This window comes from Shouchella clausii, from assembly GCF_002250115.1.
Lineage (GTDB): Bacteria > Bacillota > Bacilli > Bacillales > Bacillaceae_D > Shouchella > Shouchella clausii.
The window spans coordinates 786962-808068 of record NZ_CP019985.1 but is presented as its reverse complement, the minus strand read 5'-3'; the positions used below and the strand labels follow the sequence as shown (position 1 = coordinate 808068).

Below are 21107 nucleotides of genomic sequence, written 5' to 3'. Positions count from 1 at the left end.
ACCTACTCTCCCGCAAGAAGCGGTGAATCCCGCAGGGGGCTGGAGAGAGGGCGGAGCGTACAGCCACACAAGAAGACCCCTCTTATACGAAGGAGTAGAAATACATGTTGGATCAGATTCTATCAAGAGACAATCTCCTCCAAGCGCTCAAGCGCGTGGAGTCCAATAAAGGAAGTCCTGGTGTCGATGGGATGACGACAAAATCCGTCCGATCCTATCTCATGGAAAACTGGGACTCCTTGAGAAGGGCAATCATGGAAGGAACCTACTCTCCTCAGCCAGTAAGACGGGTCGAAATCCCGAAACCGTCTGGAGGCGTAAGGGCATTAGGCATTCCAACGGTGATTGACCGTCTGATCCAACAAGCCATCGCTCAAGTGTTGTCAAAGAAGATGGACCCAAGCTTTTCCGAAAATAGCTACGGGTTTCGTCCAGGAAAACGGGGACATGACGCGGTCAAAAAGGCGAAGACGTATATCCAAGAAGGGTACGGATGGGTCGTGGACATTGACCTCTCGAAGTTCTTCGATCGCGTCCATCATGACCGCTTAATGAGACGTCTGAGCCAGATCATTCAAGATCGACAAGTGTTGCGTCTGATTAGACGCTACCTTCAAGCAGGGATCATGGAAAACGGACTGGTTCAGCCGAGTACAGAAGGAACGCCGCAAGGCGGACCGCTCAGTCCGCTTCTTTCCAACATTGTGTTAGATGAGTGGGATCAGGAACTAGAGAAACGAGGCTACCGATTCGTTCGTTACGCGGATGACTGCCAGATTTACGTCAAGTCACGACGGGCGGCAAAACAAACGCTAACAAAGATGACGACGTTCCTAGAGGATCGTCTCCGTCTTCAAGTGAATCGGGAAAAGAGCGCATGGGGGCGCCCGTGGGAGCGGAGCCTCCTGGGGTTCACCTTCACGCGCAACCGACAAGACCCAAAGATACGAATCGCACCCGCAAGCCTTAAACGATGTAAAGATCGCATTCGCGAACTCACCTCACGTCGCCACTCGATTGAGATGGAAGAACGAATTCGCAGACTGAATCAGTTTCTTATAGGATGGATAGGCTACTTTCAGTTAGTCGAAACGCCATCTTTCCTACAGAAATTAGACGCATGGGTGAAGAGACGCCTCCGAATGATCCGCTGGAAAGAATGGAAGAAACCGAAAACGAGACAGCGGAAGCTCGTCTCACTTGGCGCCAGGATAGGAAAAGCGTGGGAATGGGCCAATACGCGAAAAGCCTATTGGCGAATCGCGAAAAGTCCGATCTTACACAAAACCCTCGACTCTGCATATTGGAAGAGTCAAGGGCTCAAGAGCTTAATGGAACGTTATGATACACTTCGTCAAACTTAACTGAAACCGCCGTATACGGAACCGTACGTGCGGTGGTGTGAGAGGTCGGGGGTTAGTCGCCCCCTCCTACTCTATTTAATAGACGTGGACGGTTACTTCTTGACGGCCGAATTGCAAAGCTTCGCTTTCATTAGGGATAAACACGTCAATTTTATTGCCTTTAATAGCTCCGCCAATATCTGCGGCAATGGCTTCACCATAGCCTTCAACATAGACCTTGCTGCCAAGAGGAATCACATTAGGGTCAACTGCGATCACTTTTTGGTTTGGGTTGGCATTTAAATCAATTCCTGTATAGGTGACACCTGTGCAACCATTGCAACTGGCGGTGTAGGCAGTGGCTTCAACAGTCAAAGTCGTTGAAACTTCCTTCGGGCTGGACTCGGTTTCAGAAGGAGCTTGTTCATTTGTTGCCGTCTCGCCTTTCAATTGCGGTTCGTTGTTTTCTTCAGCTCCTGGCATATTTAGCTGTTGCCCAGCAAAAATCAGGTTCTTATCAGAAATTTGCGGGTTGGCCTCCATTAATGCCGTTACTGAAACTTGATTATCGTTAGCAATGCCGCTTAGCGTATCTCCACTTTGTACTTCATAAGCAAAAGCAGGAGAAGCAATAAGCATTGAGCCGACTACTGCAAGTGAAGCGATTAGTTTTTTCATGTCTTGCACTCTCCTTATTCAACTAGTGAATCCCCCAACACTAGTTTGTTTGTTTTAGAACATAACGAGTTAAAAAGGGGATGTTGTGTTCGCAAGTACAAACTATACAGAAAGCAAAAGCCGTTTTCAACAGAATTGGCAACAAGTAATCTACTTGTAAGGGAATAGAAATAGTGTTATTTCGCTGTAATAGCTAGTAATCAGCGAAAAAGTCAGAATAATAGTGTAGGGTAGGGGAGACTATAAATGAGGTGAAATGCAAGATTGGAAGTCTCAATTCGATGAGAAAATTCGGCGCAGGAGAATTCTCATAAACGGGTAGTCTCGTTTAAGTAGATGTGAGACTTGCTCTCTATTTAAACGGAAACTGAACAGGCATTGTAAAGCCATAGAAACATAGCCGCGTGTGTTTTTTAAGAGTCCTTTTAAGAGAAAATAAACCCAACTGAATGGAGATCAGTTGGGCATAATCAAATAAGTTAGATTACAGGAATATCACTTGCCGTATAAGCGTTATAGCCATTCAATTATGACTTTTGTAATGCTTTTGTAATGCTAGTAGGCTATTACCAATTTAGTCGGTTGCTTAACGAAAGAGGTGATTCAAGAACTTTACCAACCGTATTTGTTTGGACCCCAATGCTGCTCAACAGTTTCTTGTTTTTTGAGCACGATGGTTTCATGAGGTACGTCCTTTTCAACAATTAAGCCAGGGTATAACGCGGAATTACTACCGATTTTATTTCCTGGCAAAAATACATTATTGATGCCTGTGCGGGTATAGTCCCCTATAAATACGGCGTTTGAATGTTTTGCTGTGTAAGTTTGGCCTGAGATTTTATGAGGTTGTTCTGTATCATTAAACCTCAAAATGCCGCATACACATGCCGCCGCAATATCTACGTAACGTCCAATAACACCAAACATTTCACTATAATGAATGGCAGAGACACCCTTCATAGAAACGCCTTTGAATTCTGCATTGTGACCAAATTTGTTTTCTTTCCCAATTACTGTTGGCCCCTCAATCTTTGCATAATCTTTTACATACGAATGATCTCCAATGAGGATATTGCCGTTTAGAATGGCCCCATTGTCGATCACAACATTATCGCCTATAATGACATTTCCGTTAATAATTACATTTTTTCCAATATAGGAGTTTTCCCCCACCTTCAATTTCCCGTTAATAGAGGCAGATGCTTCGATTTTCGCACTGGGGCTAATAGACTCTTCTGGAAGGAGGGCGACTAATCGATTCAAATGATAATTATTGGCATCGAGAATACTCCACGGAAACAACAGTTGAAATACTTTATATTGAGCAATAACGCTTTTGATTTGATTTCCGGATTCAATAAATTGATTCAAGCCGTTTTCAATATAAAACTGATCAGGTATCATAGAACCAGAAATCCTTTTATCAAACCCATTCGAACTATGAATAACATAATCTAATGCTTGTTTGCTTAAACAATAGATACCAGCAACTTCGTGTGTCACGTAATGATCGCGGGGATGCCCTAAAAAATAACTGATCTTTTCATTTGCCACATTTGCACAAATGGCTTTCGTACTTTCCTGTTTCTCAGTTAACATTACAAAGTCTGTGTCTTGGTGGTTTATCACTTTATGGAGATCGTCGTTGACAAACACATAATCAGATTTCACAATAAGTGTTTGATCATCAAAGGTCGAGGCATATGCTGAAAGAAATTCTCGGAAGTCTTTATAATTCTTACCTAAATGGATGCCTTCGTATGGTTTAAGAAGGGGAATCACTTGGTTTTGCTGATAGGCTAGATACACATATATATCATTTGGCTGTATACCATTTTGTAGAAAAAAGTCGATTTGCCGAATAATATTAGGCGTGTTTAAAATTTCTAGACTAGCCGTTTGCCATTCTTTATCATATGGAAACATCTTTTTTTGGTAATCGCTACACACCAATATTACTTTCATCGTATGATTCTCCTTTACGAAAAAAAAAGCTTATTCCTTGATTGGGGCCATCTTGTCGTTATCGATAAATCGTATGCATTAAATAAAAGGAATCGGTTTGATATAAAGCAAAGCCAACATTAAACGGTTTGCCATTTTTTAAACAAGCAATATTTTTAATCGATATGAGCGGAGACCCTATAGGAACACTTAAATGATTAGAGGAAGTCTCTTCAGCTAAAACAGCAGAAATTTTTTGATCGACAAACTCATATTCAATGCCCTTTTTTTCCAAAAATTCATAAATCGAGTGTTCGCATATTTCTTCTGTAAGATTGCCCACCAAGTGATGATCAAAATACTCTAACTCATAAGATACGGCAACATTGTCTGCATATCGGATCCGCTCAACTAGCCATAATGGATCGCCAATTGCCACTTGCATATCCTCCGCCTGTTTATCATCAGCAAACACTTTTGTTAATTGTAATAGTTCGGTGGAGGGTCGCATCCCTCTGTTTTTTGCTTCCAAAGTAAAGCTTACACCTGGCTTGAAACCCGTATATTTAGGAAGGGGGTTCACAAATGTGCCAACCCCTTTTTTCTTTGTCAATACTTTATCATGCACCAATTCCTCTAACGCTCTTCTAATGGTTATTCTTGAGACATTCAGCTTTTCCATCAATTCTAATTCTGATTCAATAATTTGATGCGGCAAATAAACCCCTTTTTTTATTTGCGCCAATATATATTCTTTTACAACTTGATATTTCGGTAATGCTTCCTTCATCCTTTTCAGTCCTTAAAGAAAATTTAATACATCTTATTATAACATGTATATTCATTTCATTTGAAAATTGAGAAGGATAAGGGATTACTTCCAGTAACCGTAGTAAGTGTCGAATAGGTGATCGTTATATTTGTCTGCACCATCTAAATTGGAACTTTGGAATACAGGAACATCCAATCCAGCTTCTTTTAACTTGTGGATGACACCAATGATAATCGTTTGGGCAATGCCTATTCCTGTGAAATCAGAGGTTGGTCCTAATCCTGCTTTGACACCAGGCATTTGAAAGGCAGCGTCTCCTTTAGGAGCATGATTATCAATCGTCACATCTGCAATTTCATGTATTTTTTTATTGGAGGAATGACGAGAAGACACATTCTTTGCATGGTCCATTGATGTCAATGCAATCACTTTTGTTCCTAGTTTCTTTGCCTCCAAACACATTTCTACAGGAATATTATTTCGTCCAGAATTCGAAACGACCATTAACGTATCCTTTTCATCTACTTTGTATAGATTTAGAATGCTCTTGGCGTATCCATCCAATCTTTCTAGGTAAGTACTTTTATTGGGCATCTCATGCAACATTAATTCTGGAGGTAAAATTCCTTTTACATAGGCTAACCCACCGGCACGAATATAGATTTCTTCGGCGATCATATGTGAGTGGCCAGATCCAAACACATAAAAACGACCTCCGTCTTTACAAGAATTAAAAATGAACTCAGCAGCTTGATTAATGTGGTCAATTTCGTTTTCCGTAACAGACTTCCATGTTTCAGTCAAATAATCCAAGTAACGAGTAATTTCCGCTTTTGTTTCCATTCATTTCTCCCCCTAAACTTGTTATACACACATGTTATAACAAGTAGTATTGACAAGTCAATAGGAAGGTTTTGATGGAAATACGTTAAGAATAATTGGCAACAAGTATTCTACTTTAAGGGAAAGGAAATAGCGTTATTTCGCTGTAATAACTAGTAAACGAACGGATATAAGCGCGAAAAGGTCAGCGCAATGTGGTGGAAAGGACAGGCATCATAAGGGGCAAAACGCCTAATTTGGCATGCCTTTTGTATTGTCCCCTCCTGTGCTATGATTTTATAAAAACTGGCTGGTTCGAGTATCCTATCCAGAAAAGAGGGATGGAACAGGAAGAAACGGAGGAGCGAATGAGCGGAGAATCAATCTTGATTATTGAGGATGAAAGAAAGATTGCCCGACTAATACAGTTAGAACTTGAACATGAAGGGTATGAAACAGAAGCGGCATCGACAGGGTTTTCTGGGTTAGAAGCTTTTAAAAGAGGGCAATGGGACTTGGTGCTCCTCGATGTCATGCTTCCTGAATTAAGCGGAATGGAAGTGTTGAGGCGCATCCGTAGCATAAGTAAGACGCCAGTGATTTTACTAACAGCACGCGATTCATTGCCTGATAAAGTTAGCGGCCTCGATTTAGGGGCAAATGATTATATTACAAAACCTTTTGAAATTGAAGAGCTGCTTGCGAGGATTCGTGCCTGTTTGCGCATGTCAGTGGCTTATAAGGCGTCGCAAAAAGAGGAGCGGTACGAACTAGGCGATTTGGCAATCGATGTGCAAACTAGGGAAGTCACAAGAGGATCTAAACCGATAGAATTGACGCCAAGGGAGTTTGACTTGCTCGTTTTTCTTGTTTCTCATAAAAGCCAAGTACTGAGCCGCGAACAGATCATCGAGCACGTTTGGGGATACGATTATTATGGAGAAACGAACGTTGTCGATGTTTATATTCGCTATTTACGCAAAAAAGTTGACACACACTTTTCTAAGCCATACATCCATACTGTCCGGGGAGTTGGCTATACGATGAAGGAATGAGCGATGAATATTAAAAACCGGATTACCTTGTTCTCCACTATTTGGCTGCTTTTATTAGTGTTGGCGGCAAATGGGGCGATTTATGTCGTTTTCCAAAAAACAATGGAGAATGAAGCAGTTGAGCGTGCTGAAACGCAAATGGACAATATGGCCGAGGCATTGCACACCGCTGATGCCAGTTTGGATATGCCTCGCTTTCTAAGAGCTTATTTGCCTGCCGATTCGATAATTCGGATCATATCGGAAGATGGAAAAAGTTTGCTTGACGTAGCGAGAAGTCGAGAGATGACAGAGCTACCTACGGTTTACCGTGAAGGAGAACAGAGCGAAATGCACCGCATAGAGGGGGAGTTGTATACTGTAGCGGCTCACCCAGTCATTTGGGAGAATGGAGAAGTAGTGTCCCTTGAACTAACGGAAAAACAGGGGACTATGGAGAATACGCTCAGAGTGCTGCAAGTCATTTTGGCGATCGCTACCTTAATGATTGTAATTCCTTCTTTTATAGGTGGGCGCGTCTTAAGCAATTTGATTGTTAATCCGATTGCTGCCATGATTCAGACAATGGAGGAAATCCAAAAACGTGGCACATTTAAACGTATCGCGTTTGAAAAGAAGTCAAATGACGAACTGACCAAAATGGCGCAAACGTTTAACCGAATGATGGATTTGCTTGAAACCAATTATAAAAAACAAGAACAATTTGTCTCAGACGCTTCCCACGAGCTAAAAACGCCATTAACGGTCGTGGAAAGTTATGCCAAATTGTTGAAAAGGTGGGGGAAGGAAAAGCCTGAGGTTTTGGAAGAAGCGGTAGAGGCCATTTACTCAGAATCTGTCCGCATGAAGGAAATGGCCCAGCAAATGTTGCTCTTGGCCGAAGATGAGTCACAGTTTAAGGTTGATTGCCAAAAAATCGACTTAGTGGAAGTGGCAAAGGAATCTGCGCTAAATTTAGAGAGAGCATTTGGACGGTCAATCATTGTAGACGCAGCCACAAACAAAGTTGAATTGGAAGGCGACCCCCAAAAAATAAAGCAGCTGCTGTTTATTTTATTGGACAATGCCATCAAATACAGCGCCGCGCCTGTCCAAATCACGGTTGCCTCAGTTGAAGCCGAAGCACAAATCGCAGTAACAGACAGGGGCATAGGCATTCCGAAAGATGAATTAGACAACGTGTATAATCGCTTTTACCGCGTGGATAAGTCCCGCACAAGGGGAACAGGTGGAACTGGTTTAGGACTGCCGATCGCTAAGCGAATCGTGGACGCCCATCATGGAAAGATCGAGCTTGTAAGCAAAGAGGGCGAAGGGACAACCGCAACTGTTTATCTTCCGCTGCACCTGAATCACTGAGCTTCTCAGCAGATTTTAATGTCTTTTTCCTGTAGCTGTAATAAAGTTGTGGGAAAATGGGAAGGGAGGATGATGGCTATGAAAAGGAAATGGTATTGGGCAATAGGCATTGTTGTCGTTACTACAGCAGCTGTATTTGGCACTACTACGCTCGTAATGGGGACAAATGACCCGCTTTTGACGGAAGAGGAAGTCAGGCAAACAGTAAGTGCCAAATATGCCGGCAACATTGTCTCCTCTGAACTGACGCACGCCAAGGGAAAAGAGCAATATAAAATTATACTAGAGGAAGACGCCAATACGTATGTGCTTTTTGTTGATGGAGCCACTGGAAAGATTGAGCAGCTTCAACAAGAAAAGAAGAACAATGACAACCAGCCAAATGATGGAGAGAATCAGGAGCGAATTCCTAAAACAGACGCTGAAAAAATTGCCTCTACTGAAGGGAACGGCATAGTGGAGTCAATCGATTATGATGAGAAAAGGAACGTTTATAATGTGATTGTAGTAAAAGAGAACAGCCAAAGAATCGAAGTGGACATTGACGGGGTTAACGGTGATGTCATACGTTCCAAAGAAAAACCAGTTGAAACTGGGGGGCAAATTTCCGTCGAAGAGGCAAAGCAAATCGCTTTAGAGGAGTTGAATGGAACGGTTGTCGACAGTGAACTAGACGAAGAAGATGGTTTGCTTGTCTATGAGATTGAAATTGAAACAGACAGCGAAGAAGGAACAATTGTCGTCAATGCATTTACCGGAGCGATTGAGAGCGTCGCTATTGAAGGCCGTGACGATGATGATTAGAAAAGACAACGCCAGTGCAGAAAGTTCGTTTCACTAACGACTTGGTTGGCACTAGACAGCAAGGTAGGACTAAAAACATTTGTGTGACACTAGGTTAATCATTGTTTAATGACTAAACACATTTTAAAGGGATTCTCATTGTTTTCTAATCTTTCCTTTCCTTTGTTTTAATATTTGTTGCTTATGATAAACGTAACAACAACAAAGGAGTGGATCATGATGAAACGAATGAATTTAGTGCTTGCGGGAACCGTTTTGATCAGTGGGCTTGCGTTGGGTGGATACGCTTTGAGCAGTGATGCCGTATTAGCGAATGAAAAGGAAGAGAATCAGTCAGGCATCACTTATAAAGAAGCTGAGGAGATTGCCATTCGTGAAACAGGAGGCGGCCATATTCTGCAATTGGAGCGAGATCGTGATGATGGGGAAGATCACTATGAAGTAGAAATCCACAAAGACGGCCAAGAATATGAATTTGACATTGCTGCTGATTCGGGCGAGGTCAAACAAAGGAAAAGTGAACGCATAGACGACGAGGATAACGACGATGACGACGAAGGCAGCAAACTGCCAGCAGATGCGCTTTCCACCGATGAAGCCATCAAACGGGCCCTTGAAGAAGTAGATGGTATTGTATCGGAAGTGGAATTGGATAAAGAGGATGGCCAATATGTGTATGAAATCGAAGTCGAAACCGGCAAGAATAATGAAACAACCATTGACATTGCTGCTGTAAGCGGAGAAGTCTTAAAAGTGGACATGGATGACTAAATTATAATAAGCCGCTCTTATACGACCAGCTAGGCATTATGCCTGGCTGCTTTTTTTGTTGCTCTATATCGGTTTTAAGCAAAATAAAACCGTTTTTTAATCGTCTTTTCATATACTTCACAGCGCTTTCTATTTTTTGCTGTTTATTCTTGGTTTATAAAAGTTAGGAGTGATCACTTATGAATATTGTCTTGGCTCCATCAGGCTTTAAAGAGAGTGTCAGCGCAGAACAAGTCGCTGCCAACATGAAGGAGGGAATTATTCGGGCTTTGCCTGAGGCGAAGGTGATCTCTGTCCCTTTAGTCGATGGAGGGGAAGGGTTTACAGAAACGATGGTAGCGTGGACGGCCGGCACATTGCATTCAGTGGAGGTGACCGGACCAATAAACCAACAAGTGACAGCGATATTTGGTTTTTTGGGCACTCGTGAGAAACGTACGGCTGTGATTGAAATTGCTCAAGCTGCGGGGTTGAAACTCGTACCGAAAGAGAAGAGGAACCCGTTGTTCACGTCATCATTTGGTGTAGGGGAATTGATTAAAAAAGCCCTCGATTTTGGGGCGGAGCGTATCCTTGTTGGCTGCGGCGATTCAGGCATTAGTGATGGGGGCATAGGGATGGGACAAGCGTTAGGCATTCGTTTTTTCGATCAAACTGGATCGGTAGTCGACGCAAGGAAGGGGGCTGTTGTTTTGCCATCTATTGCTGCTATTGACCTTAGTGGCATAGACCGCCGTCTAGCTTATATCCCCATCGATGTTGCCTGTAATTGGCATAACGTCTTATGTGGAAAAAATGGGGTTGCCCGTATCTTTGGGGCGCAAAAAGGCGCATCCCAGATGCAAATTGATTTATTGGATCGTGGTCTTCAAAATTTGGCAGAACGAATCGTGGAAACAACTAGCGTCCGTGTAAGGGACATTCCAGGAGGTGGTGCTTCAGGAGGGTTAGGCGCTTGCTTTCATGGATTATTGGGAGCGAGACTGTATCCAAGGTATGAAGTGATTTTTACATATTTAGACATTGACCGTCATATCCAACAAGCCGATTTAGTATTTACGGCAGAAGGAAGCATTGATTTTCAAACACCAAAAGGGAAAATCCCAGCAGAGGTGGCGGCACGGGCAAAAAGTTATGGTAAACCGGTGATTGTGATTGCTGGCACAATTGGGAAGGGAGCCAACATCAATTACCGTCATGGAATTGACGTTTTTACGAGCATTTTGCAAACGCCGTCAAGTTTAGAGACGGCAATGGAAAAAACAGAAAAATGGATTCGCGATTGCACAGAGGCATCCATAAGGATGGTATTAGTGGGCTTGTCCCTTGCGGATAAGGAAGAAGGTCAAGGCGGGAAAGCGTCATGACGATCGAGGCGACGAGAGTGAGGACAAAACGCAGGAAATGTTTTGTAAGTTCCGATAGTAATCGCAAGCGCGGGAAGTGGAAGGTGCTTTTTGCAGCTGTTGTTCTGTCATTAGCCGTGACTCCATCAGAGCTTACGGCTGAAGGCAGAATGTCTCTCATTATGTTAATATTGGCTATTTATTGTTGGCTGTTTACGGCTCTTCCGCCAGCGATGGTCGCTTTAGGCGCACTGTTATTGCTTGTTCTCACGAGAGCTGTCCCGCAGGAATTGCTCTTTGAATCTCTTTCCTCTGACGTAATTTGGTTAATGTTAGGGACATTTATGATTGGCGCCTGTATGCAGAAAACAGGCTTGGCCAAACGAATGTCGTTTGCGCTCACTACCAAGGCGCGCTCGACATTTTTGCTGCTGTTCGTTGTTACGATAATTACCCAAGTGCTTACGTTGTTCATTCCCTCCACTTCTGGACGGGCCTCAGTACTGCTGCCCCTATATCGCGATTTGTCGAAACAAGCGGATAACGAGCGTTTTACAAAAGCGCTTGCGCTATTAATTCCGACTGTTATTCTTTTGGCAACAAATGCAACCTTGATCGGTGCTAGCTCCCATTTGATTGCCAATGACTATTTACCGACACTCGGACACGAGCGTATATCGTTTGTCCAGTGGCTAATATGGGGGATGCCTTTTGCCTTTTTGGCCAGTATAGGTGCCTGCTTGATGATTGGGTGGTTGTTTTTAGACAAACGGGCGCGGCAACTGAATTTCCATAATGAAAATCAGATGTCAGAGCCTATGACTTCTGCTGAAAAACGGACTGTTTTAGTCATAGTCGCCATGGTGGGTTTGTGGCTAACTGAAGCGACCCATGGGATTCACATAGCGACCGTGACGATCATTGGCGCTTTCACTTTGCTTATGCCTAAGATAGGGGTAATTAAGTGGAAAGAAGGGGTAGAGGCTGTTTCATGGAATTTGCTTCTTTACGTAGGGGCAGCAATTGCATTAGGGGAAGCATTGATGCAAACAGGGGCAGCAGAATGGGCCGTACAGCTACTGTTGGGAGGAGCAGAACGGTATTTAATCCATTCAGAATCCTTGACGATCTTTTTCCTGATTGCTATTTGTATGAGCGCACACCTTTACATACCCTCCCATACTACGAGAGCGGTCATACTTGTCCCGCCATTGTTAGCTTTAGCGCTAGCAAAAGGATTCAATCCACAAGCGTTGCTGTTTATGACAATGGTTGCTCTTAATTATTGTTTAACTTTTCCGATTAGTTCTAAAGCGCTTTTAATTTATTTTGAAGAAAAACCGAGTTTTAAGGCGAATGACTTATTTCGTTTGAGCTGCTTACTGGCATTGGTTTATTTTGGGTTAATCGTCATATTTTTTAATACGTATTGGCGATGGACAGGGTTATCTTTGTAAAACGCTCTATTAGTAAATTTGTCTAAAATGAGGGTTTCTGCCTAGTGAAATAGTAATGAAAACATTTCCCAACATGGAGTTTGTTGCAAGGGGGCAGGGGTTTCGTTAGGGAAGCAGAATAACCTGAGCAAACATAATTATTATGTTTTAAACCGCGAGGGAGGAGGGATGGCGATGAAAAAGAAATCATCTAGCAACTTAAAACGAATCCGCTTGGACCAAGAGCAACCAAAAGACGGTATCACACTAGCTGTGGTAGGAGCAGGTACAGGTAGCGTGAAATTAGAAGACATGGAACTCAATTAATTTAATTGGCCTTCGGGAGGTGCAACAGCACCTCCCAGCGGTTGTCGACAACGTCGACAAAATCACTCGAACTGATAGAAAACGCTTGTCAGCCGAGGCGTGAAGTCGAGTGAAGATGCGAATAGAACGGGGGTTCATGAGCATATGAACGAGACGAACAACGAAGGATGCGAGCGTTTGGCTACAGTTTGAGGGAGGTGCAACAGCACCTCCCATTAACATAGTGGGTGGTGGTTTTAATGGTAATGATTCCGTATCAAGTAAACGACGGGGGGATTGTCGGGCTGTTGCCGACCGGGAAGGTTCACTTTTTTGAAGAGGCGGCCAAGGCGGAATTCGACCGGTTTAATAAAGGTGAGCGCATTGACCTCACAGCTTTAAATCGTTACATAATCCCTGACCCGTTAGTGGATTTAAATAAATTTCATTTAAGCGCGCCTGCGATTGCGTTTATTGAAACAACGAATTTATGCAACTTGCGCTGCAAGCATTGTTACGCTAACTCGGCGTACAAAAGGCCAAATGAGATGTCAACCGAGTTAATTAAAGAGACGATTGACCAACTTGCTGACGCTGGCATTCTCCAACTGTTTTTAAGCGGGGGAGAAATTTTCGCCCATCGGGATGCGGTGGAAATTATCAACTACGCGAGAACGAAACCTTTTTATACACAAGTTTTTACCAATGGACTTCTCATTACAGAAGAAAAGCTGGCGGCGTTAGCGCCAAATACGTCTTTTTTCATTAGCTTTGATACCGCTGATCCAGAACGGACAATTCGTGGGGGAATGGATTTCCCAAAACTGAGGCAAAAGTTTGAATGGATGAAAAAGTATGGACATGCGTTCAGGACAGCGATTTCTGTCCATCGCTATAACTTAGATGACGCTGAGGAAATTTTTGAATGGTGTGCCCAAAACGGCTATCCGCGCCCACAATGGCTCGAAACCCATCCAATTGGCCGAGCACTTATGCATCCCGACATCTTGTTGCCGCCGGAACTCGTTGATAAATCGATTGCCATTTATAAGAAATGCATGGATCGTTTCAGCAAGCCCGAATTTGAGAAACCACCTGCTAGTGAACCAGCTGAAGCGACGCGGATGTTTAGTTTAGAAACGGTTAAGTTTTGCCAAAAAGTTGAACGAGAAACGAACCAAGAGAAATGTGGAAGGACGATTGCCTACATTAACAGTGCTGGAGATGTTTACCCTTGCAGCAATTGTATGAGCAACGATGATTACAAAGCAGGCAATTTGCGAGATCATTCTTTTAAAGACATATGGGAACACGGCTTTGACGAGTTTCGCAGCATTACATTTGATGAATTTGCAGGATGCCAAAGTTGTGCTGTTTACCAAGAAGGCATTTGGTGCCAGTTCCGTTGCCCGCCATTGGCTAAGAATGTCTCTGGCGACAAGCTTGGTTGTGGCGCAACTGAATATTTACAGCGCTTTATGCTTGAGGCAAACCGTTACTGGGAAGAGAGGAAGCGAGCAGGTTACAAATTGCAATTGCAAATTGACCAATAGGGGGAGTACAGATGGCTCTGAATCAAACGGAATTGAATGTAGGCGAATTGCTTAAGAGGCATCCTGAATTGCAAATTTCTCACAATAATTATAACATTAATGTAACTGCCAATTTCGGGGAAACAGTAGAAGGAGCAGCGTTGGCTGATTTGTATAACAACTTTGATGGGGCAAACAAGCCGGCAACATTGTATTTTCATGTGCCTTTATGTTCCTACATTTGTTATTTTTGCAATTACGTGAAAAAGTACTTGCCTCAAAATGGGAATGAAGAAGAAGTGCTTGATCGGTGGGTAAACCTTTTAATTAAAGAATCAACCAGCACGATTGGGCAAGCGCCTTGGGTAACGAAAGCAAAGATCGAATCGATTTACTTAGGCGGTGGGACTGCTTCACTGATGAAACCGCATCAACTGGCAAAGATCGTTGCACATATTAGGGAACACTACACGATCGCGAATGACTGTGAAATATCACTCGAGGGAAATCCGGACAATTACCAGGGCGATGAAATTGAACAGGCGCTGGAAATGGGATTTAACCGCTTTAGCATGGGTGTGCAATCGTTGGAAGACGATGTGATTAAAGCGGTCGGCCGCAAACATGACAGAAAAATGTCGATTGATGCGATTAACAAGTTGTTGTTGTCTAACAAACCGTTCAATGTCGATATTATTTTTGGGTTGCCTCACCAAACTGCGAACAGTGTTGCCCGTGACATAGAAGTGCTCTGCGATATGGGTGTGCCGACGATTACGATTTATCGTTTGCGCAATGCCGATAGGCAAAAGATGGGGATTGGCAATGTGTCATTATGGAATAATGACCGTGTGCGGGAAAAAATGGAAGCCGAGGGGCTGTTTCCAACATTGGAGCAAACATACCAAATGCGCGAGGAGATTTTGAAGGTGTTCCTCAAATATGGCTATGAGCCTAGCCCTTGCGGGTGGTGGAGTCGAAAAAACACTTACCCTGAAGGCAATATTCCACAAATTTCGAAAAATAAATGGGAGCGCTATGACTCCATGATTGCCTACGGACCAGGCGTATATGGCTGGCTAAATGACAAGGAAGGCACTATTTTGCAAACCCATAATGTTAGCGATATTAATCGCTACGTGGAACGGATGGAAAACGATGAATCGCCGTCTTCTTTTGGCAGAATGCTAACGGGAAATGAAGCGATTTCCACTTCATTAGGGTTTAATTACAAGTCAAACCAACCAATCCAGTTGAGCCGCTATCAAAAAGAGTTTCATGTTGACTTGATCAATGACGAACCTTATGCAGGAGTTATTCGATCATTGCTCGAAAGTAATTTGTTAATGAAACTTGATGACGACCGATTGTTGCCTACCCTTGAAGGGGAAGCGCTGCATGAAGAAATTATCTCTGTCTATTTCCACGGGCAAATTGGGCAATTTTCTTCGGAAATTTGCCATAAGTAAGGCGATATCGCATGGAAATGAATCCATCTAGATATCGGTTGTACGAGAACATCCCTTTTGGTTCTAAAAAAATCGTTTTGATTGTCCAATCGGGGCAAATGGGAAAATTCGATGAAGACGGCGCTGAAGGCGAGCGGAAGCTATACGACCAATTAGAAGCAAGCTTGGTCGAAGAAAAAATCGGTGTCTGCCGGTTTGATTTTCCTGATCGGGTCAACCGCAGAGAAAGCATATCAGACGAAGAGTACGGCTATCGGGCGTCGCGTTTATGTGCGGTTTACCAATGGATTAAAACAGCACACCCTGCGTGCGGCATTACGTTTATAGGAATGTCATTAGGAGCAAACCTCGTTTTAGAGAAGCTGCAAAGCGTTACAAGCCCTTCGTCAGCAGTGTTGATTGGCTTGTATGTCGATGAGGCGGTTACTGTTGCCGAACAAGTTGAAGCGATCAGTCTTGTATATGGAAGCGAGGATTATATTGCGTTTGGTGAGAATATAAGCCTCGCTGATCTGATCGCCCCAGCGAAGTACAGCCAAACTGTCAGAGGCTGTATAAACAGCACAGCGCCAGTCGAAACATCGATTTTAAAAGGATTGGGACACTCGCTCAATCCAATGAACAGTGAGGCGGAAGGGCCAATTGCCCATCTTGTTCGCCTAGTAGGAGGAGGAAAATCGATTCATGAATAAAAGTGCCCAACGGTTTAACCAAATCGCAGACAATTTTTTAAAGAGCGAGGTTCACAAAGCAAGTCCCTCAATTGACCAGTTAAAGAAGCTGTTAGGAGATGTGCGTGACAAAGCGATTTGTGATGTTGCATGCGGATCGGGCCATTTGGGGTTGGCGCTTGCGCCCCACTCATTGACGAGTGTTGACCCTTCTGAATCTATGTTGGCCAATGTTGAAAAGCTTGCTGCTACAAAAGGAAAAAGCGTTAAAACCGTTTGCGCCTACGCTGAGGACTTGCCTTTTGAATCGGAGCAATTTGACATTGTCGTAACGCGGCTGGCAGCCCACCATTTTACCGATATCGCAGTAGCGATAAAAGAAATGAAACGAGTAACCAAAAAAGGTGGAACAATCGCGATTATTGACTTGGAAGGGTATGAAGACAAACAAGTTGACCAATTCAATCATGAATTGGAACTGCTCCATGACGAAACGCATATTAAAAGCTACTCGTATCAAGAATGGCTCGGCCTTTTGACATACGCAGGACTTACAATAGTCGAAGGCTTTAGTGATTTAAGCGAAAAGCCAGGAGGCATCAGCATCAAACGGTGGTGTGAAATCGCTTCTTCTGGTTGGGAAGCAGAGCGTGAAATCCGCGCTAAATTGGAACAAGCGCCGGCCCATTTTTTAAAGACGATGGGAATCGAAAAACGAGAAGATGATTTTTACATTCCTGTAAGGACAGCAATGTTCCTTCTGACGAAATGAGGGAAAAGGGATGCCAGTGATTACACTTCATTCACCGCTTGACTGTCCCACGAACGAAGAGTTACTAGGCAAAATCGCCAACACGGTCACAAAAGAGTTGGCGATCCCCGCAGACTATTGCTGGGTACTATGGAACAAAATCGAGCACGCCTATAAACAAGATTGGCTGATGAACCCTTGTCCTGCTCCAATTGTCAAAATGGTTTGCAAACAAAGCCATTCATCAGAAAAACTAGAAGCACTTTTGCCAAAAATGAAGCAAGTGATCGCCCGTTGTGAAGGGTGTCAGGAAGAAGAGATTTTCATTTGTGTACAAAAGATTGAAAGAGGCCATTTGCTGATTCGAGACGAGGTGTGGACATGACAGGCAAAAAGCAAACGACAACGATAGAATACATTGGCCACGTCCGTTCGCCGCGGACTAAAATGACCGATGACCATTGGGGCTCTGTTATTAGTGAAATTGTTGTGAACGAGAAGATTCCCCTTTCTGCCTTAAAAGGACTAGATTCTTTTTCCCATTTGGAAATCGTCTTCCACATGGATCAAGTTGACCAAAACAAAATTGTCTACCAAGACCGCCATCCACGCAATAATACAGACTGGCCAAGCGTTGGCATTTTTGCACAAAGAGCGAAAGGCAGGCCGAACGCAATTGGTGTGTCTAGATGTGCGTTGTTGGAAATGAACGGAAATAGGCTTACCGTAAAAGCGTTAGACGCGATCGATGGCACCCCTGTCATTGACATTAAGCCCTATGTCAACGAGTTTGGGCCGATCGGCGAAGTTAGGCAACCGGGGTGGATCACCGAGTTGATGAAAAACTACTACAAGGATTGAAGCAGTTGAAGCTATTAACAAACCGTAATTTCATTCTCTTTTTTTTCGGGTCGCTCGTCTCGAAAATAGGCGATAAGCTCTATTTGATTGCCATGCCATGGATCATTTACGAATTAACGGGCTCCTCTTTTTATATGGGAGTCATGTTCTTTCTAGAGACAATTCCTTTTTTGTTCGTTTCCCCATTGGCAGGGCTGTTGGCGGATCGCTTTTCCCATAAGTTGCTGTTGTTTCTCTCTGCTTTTTTACAAGGGTTCTTTTTGTTAACGATTGTCATAGGAAACGCAGCAGCCAGTCAAATTCCGATTATCTGGATTTTTGTTTGCGGATTTTTTATTGCTTGTGGGGGAGCGGTGTTTAGCGTTGTATTAAACAGCATCATTCCATCAATGTTTCCAAAAGATAAAATTGTGATCGTTAATTCGTCATTTCAGTTCCTTGACTCCACTTCGCTGCTTTTTGGCAGTGCTTTGGCAGGGATGTTGATTAGCATGTTCGGTGGTTTTACGGTGTTGCTTCTTGATGCTATCTCGTTTTTTATCATTTGCGCCGTTGTCTTGTTTTATCGAATCAAAAAAGATAACATTAAAAAAATTGCTGGCGGCAGCTCTTGGAAACATTTAGTCCAAGGGGCAAGCTACGTGAAAAACCACGAAATTCTTAAACCGCTTCTTTTGATTATGATGTTAGTGAACATTTCCAATGCTGTCGTTGTCGCCTTGCTTGTCTTTTTTGCAAGGGATACATTGGCACTGGATTCATCCCAGACGGGACTCATTTATACGATCGCTGCCGTCTCGCAAGTACTTCTGACGTTTTTTATTCCATTGATTACGAAAACATTCAAACGAACGAACCGGATGCTCCTCGTATGCTTAATGGTCAGCAGCGGCGGCATTGGCATTATTTCGCTTAGCACAGGGTGGGTTACGCTAGGGCTAGCGATGATGGTCCATACAGTACCGATTATTATTTTTAATGTTGTTAATAAAACGTTAAGAATGCAAATTGTCCCTGATGATTTAATCGGCCGAGTCAACGGGCTGTTTTTAATGCTAAGCAAGTCGACGTTGCCTGTTGCTGGCTTAATCGGTGGTGTGGCGGCAGAGTTTATCCATATCCGCATCGTGTTCGCCTTGCTGTGTATTTTATCATTAGCGTTGATCGTACGCTATTGGTTCCATCCATTTAACCAGGAAGCGACCACTACGCTTGAAAGAATTAGCTAAAGGGAGTGGCGAAGATGAAATTGGCTCTTAAGCCTTTGAATATGGAAGACATTGAATTGGTTGATGAAATGTACAATGATGAAGCGGTATTTCGAACCGCTATTTTGGGATATAACTACCCGCAAAGCCGTTTACTCCTTAAAGGGAAATTGGAGTCTTGGATTACGAACAAATCGCAAAAGCATTTTAAGATTATGGCTGAAGAAGCAGTAGGCATTGCGCAAATCCACGATATCCATGGAGTGAACCGTACGTGCAAATTAGGGATTATGATTAAGCCTGCCTTTTGGGGAAAGAGCTACGGGCCAGAAGTGCTTCGCCAACTAGAACATATATGCTTTACCGATATTGGATTAAGGCGCATTGAAGCGGAAGTGCTGGCCACCAATGACCGGGTATTGGCGATGATGGAACAAGGCCGCTATGAACTTGAAGGTGTCCGTAAAGAGGCCGTTTTTAAAAATGGCCGCTTTGTCGATGTCCACTATTATGGAAAAATTAATGACAAATCCATGGATCTAGGAAGGTACGGTTTAGGCAAGGAAGCCGAAAGGATAAAATAGGCGCATGCTACCGTTGACAATACTCTTTCCTGACTAATCGCTACGTAGAACAGCACCCAATGGAGGTGCTGTTTTTTTAAGCTTTCCGTTATGATGAAATTTGAGAAGCATCCGTTTAACAAGCCGACACATAAAAAGTATCCAAGGAGCAAATAAAAGATAACGATCGGTTCGACGAACTTAGTAAAGCATACCTACATGTGACCAGCATTTAGATTGACTCGGCTTTATTGGAACGCTCATCGACAGGCTAGGCGATAAGTCAGTGGCGTTTAAACCACTCGACCGTCTGTCTTAATCCTTCCCGAAATGAAACGATAGGACGGTAGGCAATGAGCTTTTCGGCAAGATGGATATCGGCAAGGGAATGTTTTACGTCGCCTGGCCGTTCAGGCCCATAGCTTGCCTGAATTTGTTTGCCTAAGAGTACATTGATTTCATCTACCAAGGAGTTGAGGTCAATGCTGGCGCCTCCCCCTATGTTTACCGATTCTCCTTGTAGTTTAGGGGCGTTGGCTGCTAATAAATTGGCAGAAACGACATTGTCAATAAACGTAAAGTCACGTGATTGTGTGCCGTCGCCAAAAATAGTCGGTGGTTTGTCGTTTAGCATCGCCTTTATAAAGCTTGGGATAACGGCTGCATATTTGGAATTGGGGTCTTGACGAGGTCCAAAGACATTAAAGTAGCGAAGCGAAACGGTTTCCAAACCATAAAGGTTATGGAAAACTTTGCAATAAAGTTCGCCTGCGTATTTGCTGACCGCATAAGGGGACATAGGGTTGCCAGGCAATTGTTCATGTTTAGGCAATGTTTCCGAGTCCCCGTAAGCTGATGACGAAGCTGCGTAAATAAATCGACTTACTTTTGCTTCAACCGCACCTTGCAAGAGCTGGAGCGTACCAGAGACATTGGCATGGTTGGATTCGATTGGGTTTTGAATCGATTTTGGTACAGACGGAATCGCTCCTTGATGAAAAACCACATCGACCTGCTTTAACGCAGATTGGACCGTTTTCTCATTTGTAAAGTCGCCATCGATGACTTCAATTTCATCTATGAATTCAGCGATGTTGTCCTTTTTTCCTGTATTGAAATTGTCTAAAATTTTGACTTTTTCTCCCTTAGCCACAAGCGTTTTGGCAATATTGGAGCCAATAAAGCCAGCTCCCCCTGTAATTAGGTAAGTTGCCACGTGGACACCCCCTTGTATTTGTAAACATCCCTCTTAGTTTATGCAAATAAAAATCCGGTGTTTCCAAAATTGAACAGGTGTCGTGATTCACCATGCCAGTGACGCATAATAAAAAGCTTTTGGGCATACGATGGGTTATCAGAATAACGGTCAGACCGGAGGCACGAACATAACTGGCCAAAATAGCAAAGGAGCGCTTA

General features: G+C 43.4%; 21 protein-coding genes. 16 read left to right on the top strand and 5 right to left on the bottom strand.

The window, feature by feature from the left end; all coding sequences use genetic code 11:
• Positions 1 to 104: 104 nt before the first annotated feature.
• Positions 105 to 1364, top strand: a complete 1260-nt coding sequence (ltrA, locus tag BC8716_RS03895; RefSeq protein WP_094424026.1) for a group II intron reverse transcriptase/maturase — start codon at positions 105 to 107, stop codon at positions 1362 to 1364.
• Between the two features lie 75 nt (positions 1365 to 1439).
• Here ltrA and BC8716_RS03890 read toward each other — a convergent pair whose 3' ends face one another.
• From BC8716_RS03890 to BC8716_RS03875, 4 genes are all read right to left on the bottom strand, one after another.
• The gene (locus BC8716_RS03890; protein WP_094424025.1) at positions 1440 to 2021 is read right to left on the bottom strand and encodes a 3D domain-containing protein; all 582 of its coding nucleotides are present in this window, start codon (positions 2019 to 2021) and stop codon (positions 1440 to 1442) included.
• Positions 2022 to 2633: 612 nt separating this feature from the next.
• Positions 2634 to 3986 (bottom strand): DapH/DapD/GlmU-related protein, encoded by a 1353-nt coding sequence (locus BC8716_RS03885; protein WP_094424024.1) that lies wholly within the window; start codon positions 3984 to 3986, stop codon positions 2634 to 2636.
• A 58-nt stretch (positions 3987 to 4044) separates the two neighbouring features.
• Positions 4045 to 4755, bottom strand: a complete 711-nt coding sequence (locus tag BC8716_RS03880) for a GntR family transcriptional regulator (RefSeq protein ID WP_094424023.1) — start codon at positions 4753 to 4755, stop codon at positions 4045 to 4047.
• Positions 4756 to 4839: 84 nt separating this feature from the next.
• A complete protein-coding gene (locus tag BC8716_RS03875; protein WP_011245351.1) occupies positions 4840 to 5580 on the bottom strand; it encodes an SIS domain-containing protein in 741 nt (246 codons plus the stop codon).
• Between the two features lie 347 nt (positions 5581 to 5927).
• Between BC8716_RS03875 and BC8716_RS03870 the strand changes: the two genes are divergently transcribed.
• The 15 genes from BC8716_RS03870 to BC8716_RS03805 all read left to right on the top strand — a co-directional run bounded on the left by BC8716_RS03870 (position 5928) and on the right by BC8716_RS03805 (position 19712).
• Positions 5928 to 6614, top strand: a complete 687-nt coding sequence (locus tag BC8716_RS03870) for a response regulator transcription factor (protein WP_062749100.1) — start codon at positions 5928 to 5930, stop codon at positions 6612 to 6614.
• Between the two features lie 3 nt (positions 6615 to 6617).
• Positions 6618 to 7973: a sensor histidine kinase gene (locus tag BC8716_RS03865; protein WP_094424022.1), complete on the top strand. Its 1356-nt coding sequence runs from the start codon at positions 6618 to 6620 to the stop codon at positions 7971 to 7973.
• A 78-nt stretch (positions 7974 to 8051) separates the two neighbouring features.
• Entirely contained in the window at positions 8052 to 8777 is a 726-nt protein-coding gene (locus BC8716_RS03860; RefSeq protein WP_169715902.1) for a PepSY domain-containing protein, read from the top strand.
• A gap of 216 nt (positions 8778 to 8993) precedes the next feature.
• The gene (locus BC8716_RS03855; protein ID WP_169715901.1) at positions 8994 to 9548 is read left to right on the top strand and encodes a PepSY domain-containing protein; all 555 of its coding nucleotides are present in this window, start codon (positions 8994 to 8996) and stop codon (positions 9546 to 9548) included.
• Positions 9549 to 9727: 179 nt separating this feature from the next.
• Positions 9728 to 10915 (top strand): glycerate kinase family protein, encoded by a 1188-nt coding sequence (locus tag BC8716_RS03850; protein ID WP_094424019.1) that lies wholly within the window; start codon positions 9728 to 9730, stop codon positions 10913 to 10915.
• 83 nt (positions 10916 to 10998) lie between these two features.
• Positions 10999 to 12351: an SLC13 family permease gene (locus tag BC8716_RS03845; protein ID WP_157730349.1), complete on the top strand. Its 1353-nt coding sequence runs from the start codon at positions 10999 to 11001 to the stop codon at positions 12349 to 12351.
• A gap of 174 nt (positions 12352 to 12525) precedes the next feature.
• Entirely contained in the window at positions 12526 to 12657 is a 132-nt protein-coding gene (locus tag BC8716_RS22710; protein ID WP_011245356.1) for a hypothetical protein, read from the top strand.
• Between the two features lie 239 nt (positions 12658 to 12896).
• Positions 12897 to 14189, top strand: coding sequence for a radical SAM/SPASM domain-containing protein (locus BC8716_RS03840; RefSeq protein WP_251179958.1), 1293 nt, complete (start codon positions 12897 to 12899; stop codon positions 14187 to 14189).
• Positions 14190 to 14200: 11 nt separating this feature from the next.
• Positions 14201 to 15637, top strand: coding sequence for a coproporphyrinogen-III oxidase family protein (locus tag BC8716_RS03835; RefSeq protein WP_094424017.1), 1437 nt, complete (start codon positions 14201 to 14203; stop codon positions 15635 to 15637).
• An 11-nt stretch (positions 15638 to 15648) separates the two neighbouring features.
• Positions 15649 to 16329, top strand: coding sequence for a hypothetical protein (locus BC8716_RS03830; RefSeq protein ID WP_094424016.1), 681 nt, complete (start codon positions 15649 to 15651; stop codon positions 16327 to 16329).
• Complete coding sequence (locus BC8716_RS03825) at positions 16322 to 17080, top strand: class I SAM-dependent methyltransferase (RefSeq protein WP_094424015.1); 759 nt, start codon at positions 16322 to 16324, stop codon at positions 17078 to 17080. The genes BC8716_RS03830 and BC8716_RS03825 overlap by 8 nt, the downstream gene beginning before the upstream one ends.
• A 10-nt stretch (positions 17081 to 17090) precedes the next feature.
• A complete protein-coding gene (locus tag BC8716_RS03820) occupies positions 17091 to 17444 on the top strand; it encodes a hypothetical protein (protein WP_094424014.1) in 354 nt (117 codons plus the stop codon).
• Positions 17441 to 17920 (top strand): tRNA (N6-threonylcarbamoyladenosine(37)-N6)-methyltransferase TrmO, encoded by a 480-nt coding sequence (gene tsaA / locus BC8716_RS03815; protein ID WP_094424013.1) that lies wholly within the window; start codon positions 17441 to 17443, stop codon positions 17918 to 17920. Before BC8716_RS03820 ends, tsaA begins: the two co-directional genes overlap by 4 nt.
• 5 nt (positions 17921 to 17925) lie before the next feature.
• The gene (locus tag BC8716_RS03810) at positions 17926 to 19149 is read left to right on the top strand and encodes an MFS transporter (RefSeq protein ID WP_157730348.1); all 1224 of its coding nucleotides are present in this window, start codon (positions 17926 to 17928) and stop codon (positions 19147 to 19149) included.
• Between the two features lie 14 nt (positions 19150 to 19163).
• On the top strand, positions 19164 to 19712 hold the full coding sequence (locus tag BC8716_RS03805) for a GNAT family N-acetyltransferase (RefSeq protein ID WP_094424011.1): 549 nt from the start codon (positions 19164 to 19166) through the stop codon (positions 19710 to 19712).
• A 262-nt stretch (positions 19713 to 19974) separates the two neighbouring features.
• On the opposite strand, the gene BC8716_RS03800 is transcribed toward BC8716_RS03805, so the two are convergent.
• Positions 19975 to 20907 (bottom strand): SDR family oxidoreductase, encoded by a 933-nt coding sequence (locus BC8716_RS03800; RefSeq protein WP_094424010.1) that lies wholly within the window; start codon positions 20905 to 20907, stop codon positions 19975 to 19977.
• Positions 20908 to 21107 lie beyond the last annotated feature (200 nt).

Coding starts and splice junctions, on each gene's coding strand:
- ltrA (WP_094424026.1), top strand. CDS start 105: ATGTTGGATCAGATTCTATCAAGAGACAATCTCCTCCAAGCGCTCAAG.
- BC8716_RS03890 (WP_094424025.1), bottom strand. CDS start 2,021: ATGAAAAAACTAATCGCTTCACTTGCAGTAGTCGGCTCAATGCTTATT.
- BC8716_RS03885 (WP_094424024.1), bottom strand. CDS start 3,986: ATGAAAGTAATATTGGTGTGTAGCGATTACCAAAAAAAGATGTTTCCA.
- BC8716_RS03880 (WP_094424023.1), bottom strand. CDS start 4,755: ATGAAGGAAGCATTACCGAAATATCAAGTTGTAAAAGAATATATATTG.
- BC8716_RS03875 (WP_011245351.1), bottom strand. CDS start 5,580: ATGGAAACAAAAGCGGAAATTACTCGTTACTTGGATTATTTGACTGAA.
- BC8716_RS03870 (WP_062749100.1), top strand. CDS start 5,928: ATGAGCGGAGAATCAATCTTGATTATTGAGGATGAAAGAAAGATTGCC.
- BC8716_RS03865 (WP_094424022.1), top strand. CDS start 6,618: ATGAATATTAAAAACCGGATTACCTTGTTCTCCACTATTTGGCTGCTT.
- BC8716_RS03860 (WP_169715902.1), top strand. CDS start 8,052: ATGAAAAGGAAATGGTATTGGGCAATAGGCATTGTTGTCGTTACTACA.
- BC8716_RS03855 (WP_169715901.1), top strand. CDS start 8,994: ATGATGAAACGAATGAATTTAGTGCTTGCGGGAACCGTTTTGATCAGT.
- BC8716_RS03850 (WP_094424019.1), top strand. CDS start 9,728: ATGAATATTGTCTTGGCTCCATCAGGCTTTAAAGAGAGTGTCAGCGCA.
- BC8716_RS22710 (WP_011245356.1), top strand. CDS start 12,526: ATGAAAAAGAAATCATCTAGCAACTTAAAACGAATCCGCTTGGACCAA.
- BC8716_RS03840 (WP_251179958.1), top strand. CDS start 12,897: ATGGTAATGATTCCGTATCAAGTAAACGACGGGGGGATTGTCGGGCTG.
- BC8716_RS03835 (WP_094424017.1), top strand. CDS start 14,201: ATGGCTCTGAATCAAACGGAATTGAATGTAGGCGAATTGCTTAAGAGG.
- BC8716_RS03830 (WP_094424016.1), top strand. CDS start 15,649: ATGGAAATGAATCCATCTAGATATCGGTTGTACGAGAACATCCCTTTT.
- BC8716_RS03825 (WP_094424015.1), top strand. CDS start 16,322: ATGAATAAAAGTGCCCAACGGTTTAACCAAATCGCAGACAATTTTTTA.
- BC8716_RS03820 (WP_094424014.1), top strand. CDS start 17,091: ATGCCAGTGATTACACTTCATTCACCGCTTGACTGTCCCACGAACGAA.
- tsaA (WP_094424013.1), top strand. CDS start 17,441: ATGACAGGCAAAAAGCAAACGACAACGATAGAATACATTGGCCACGTC.
- BC8716_RS03805 (WP_094424011.1), top strand. CDS start 19,164: ATGAAATTGGCTCTTAAGCCTTTGAATATGGAAGACATTGAATTGGTT.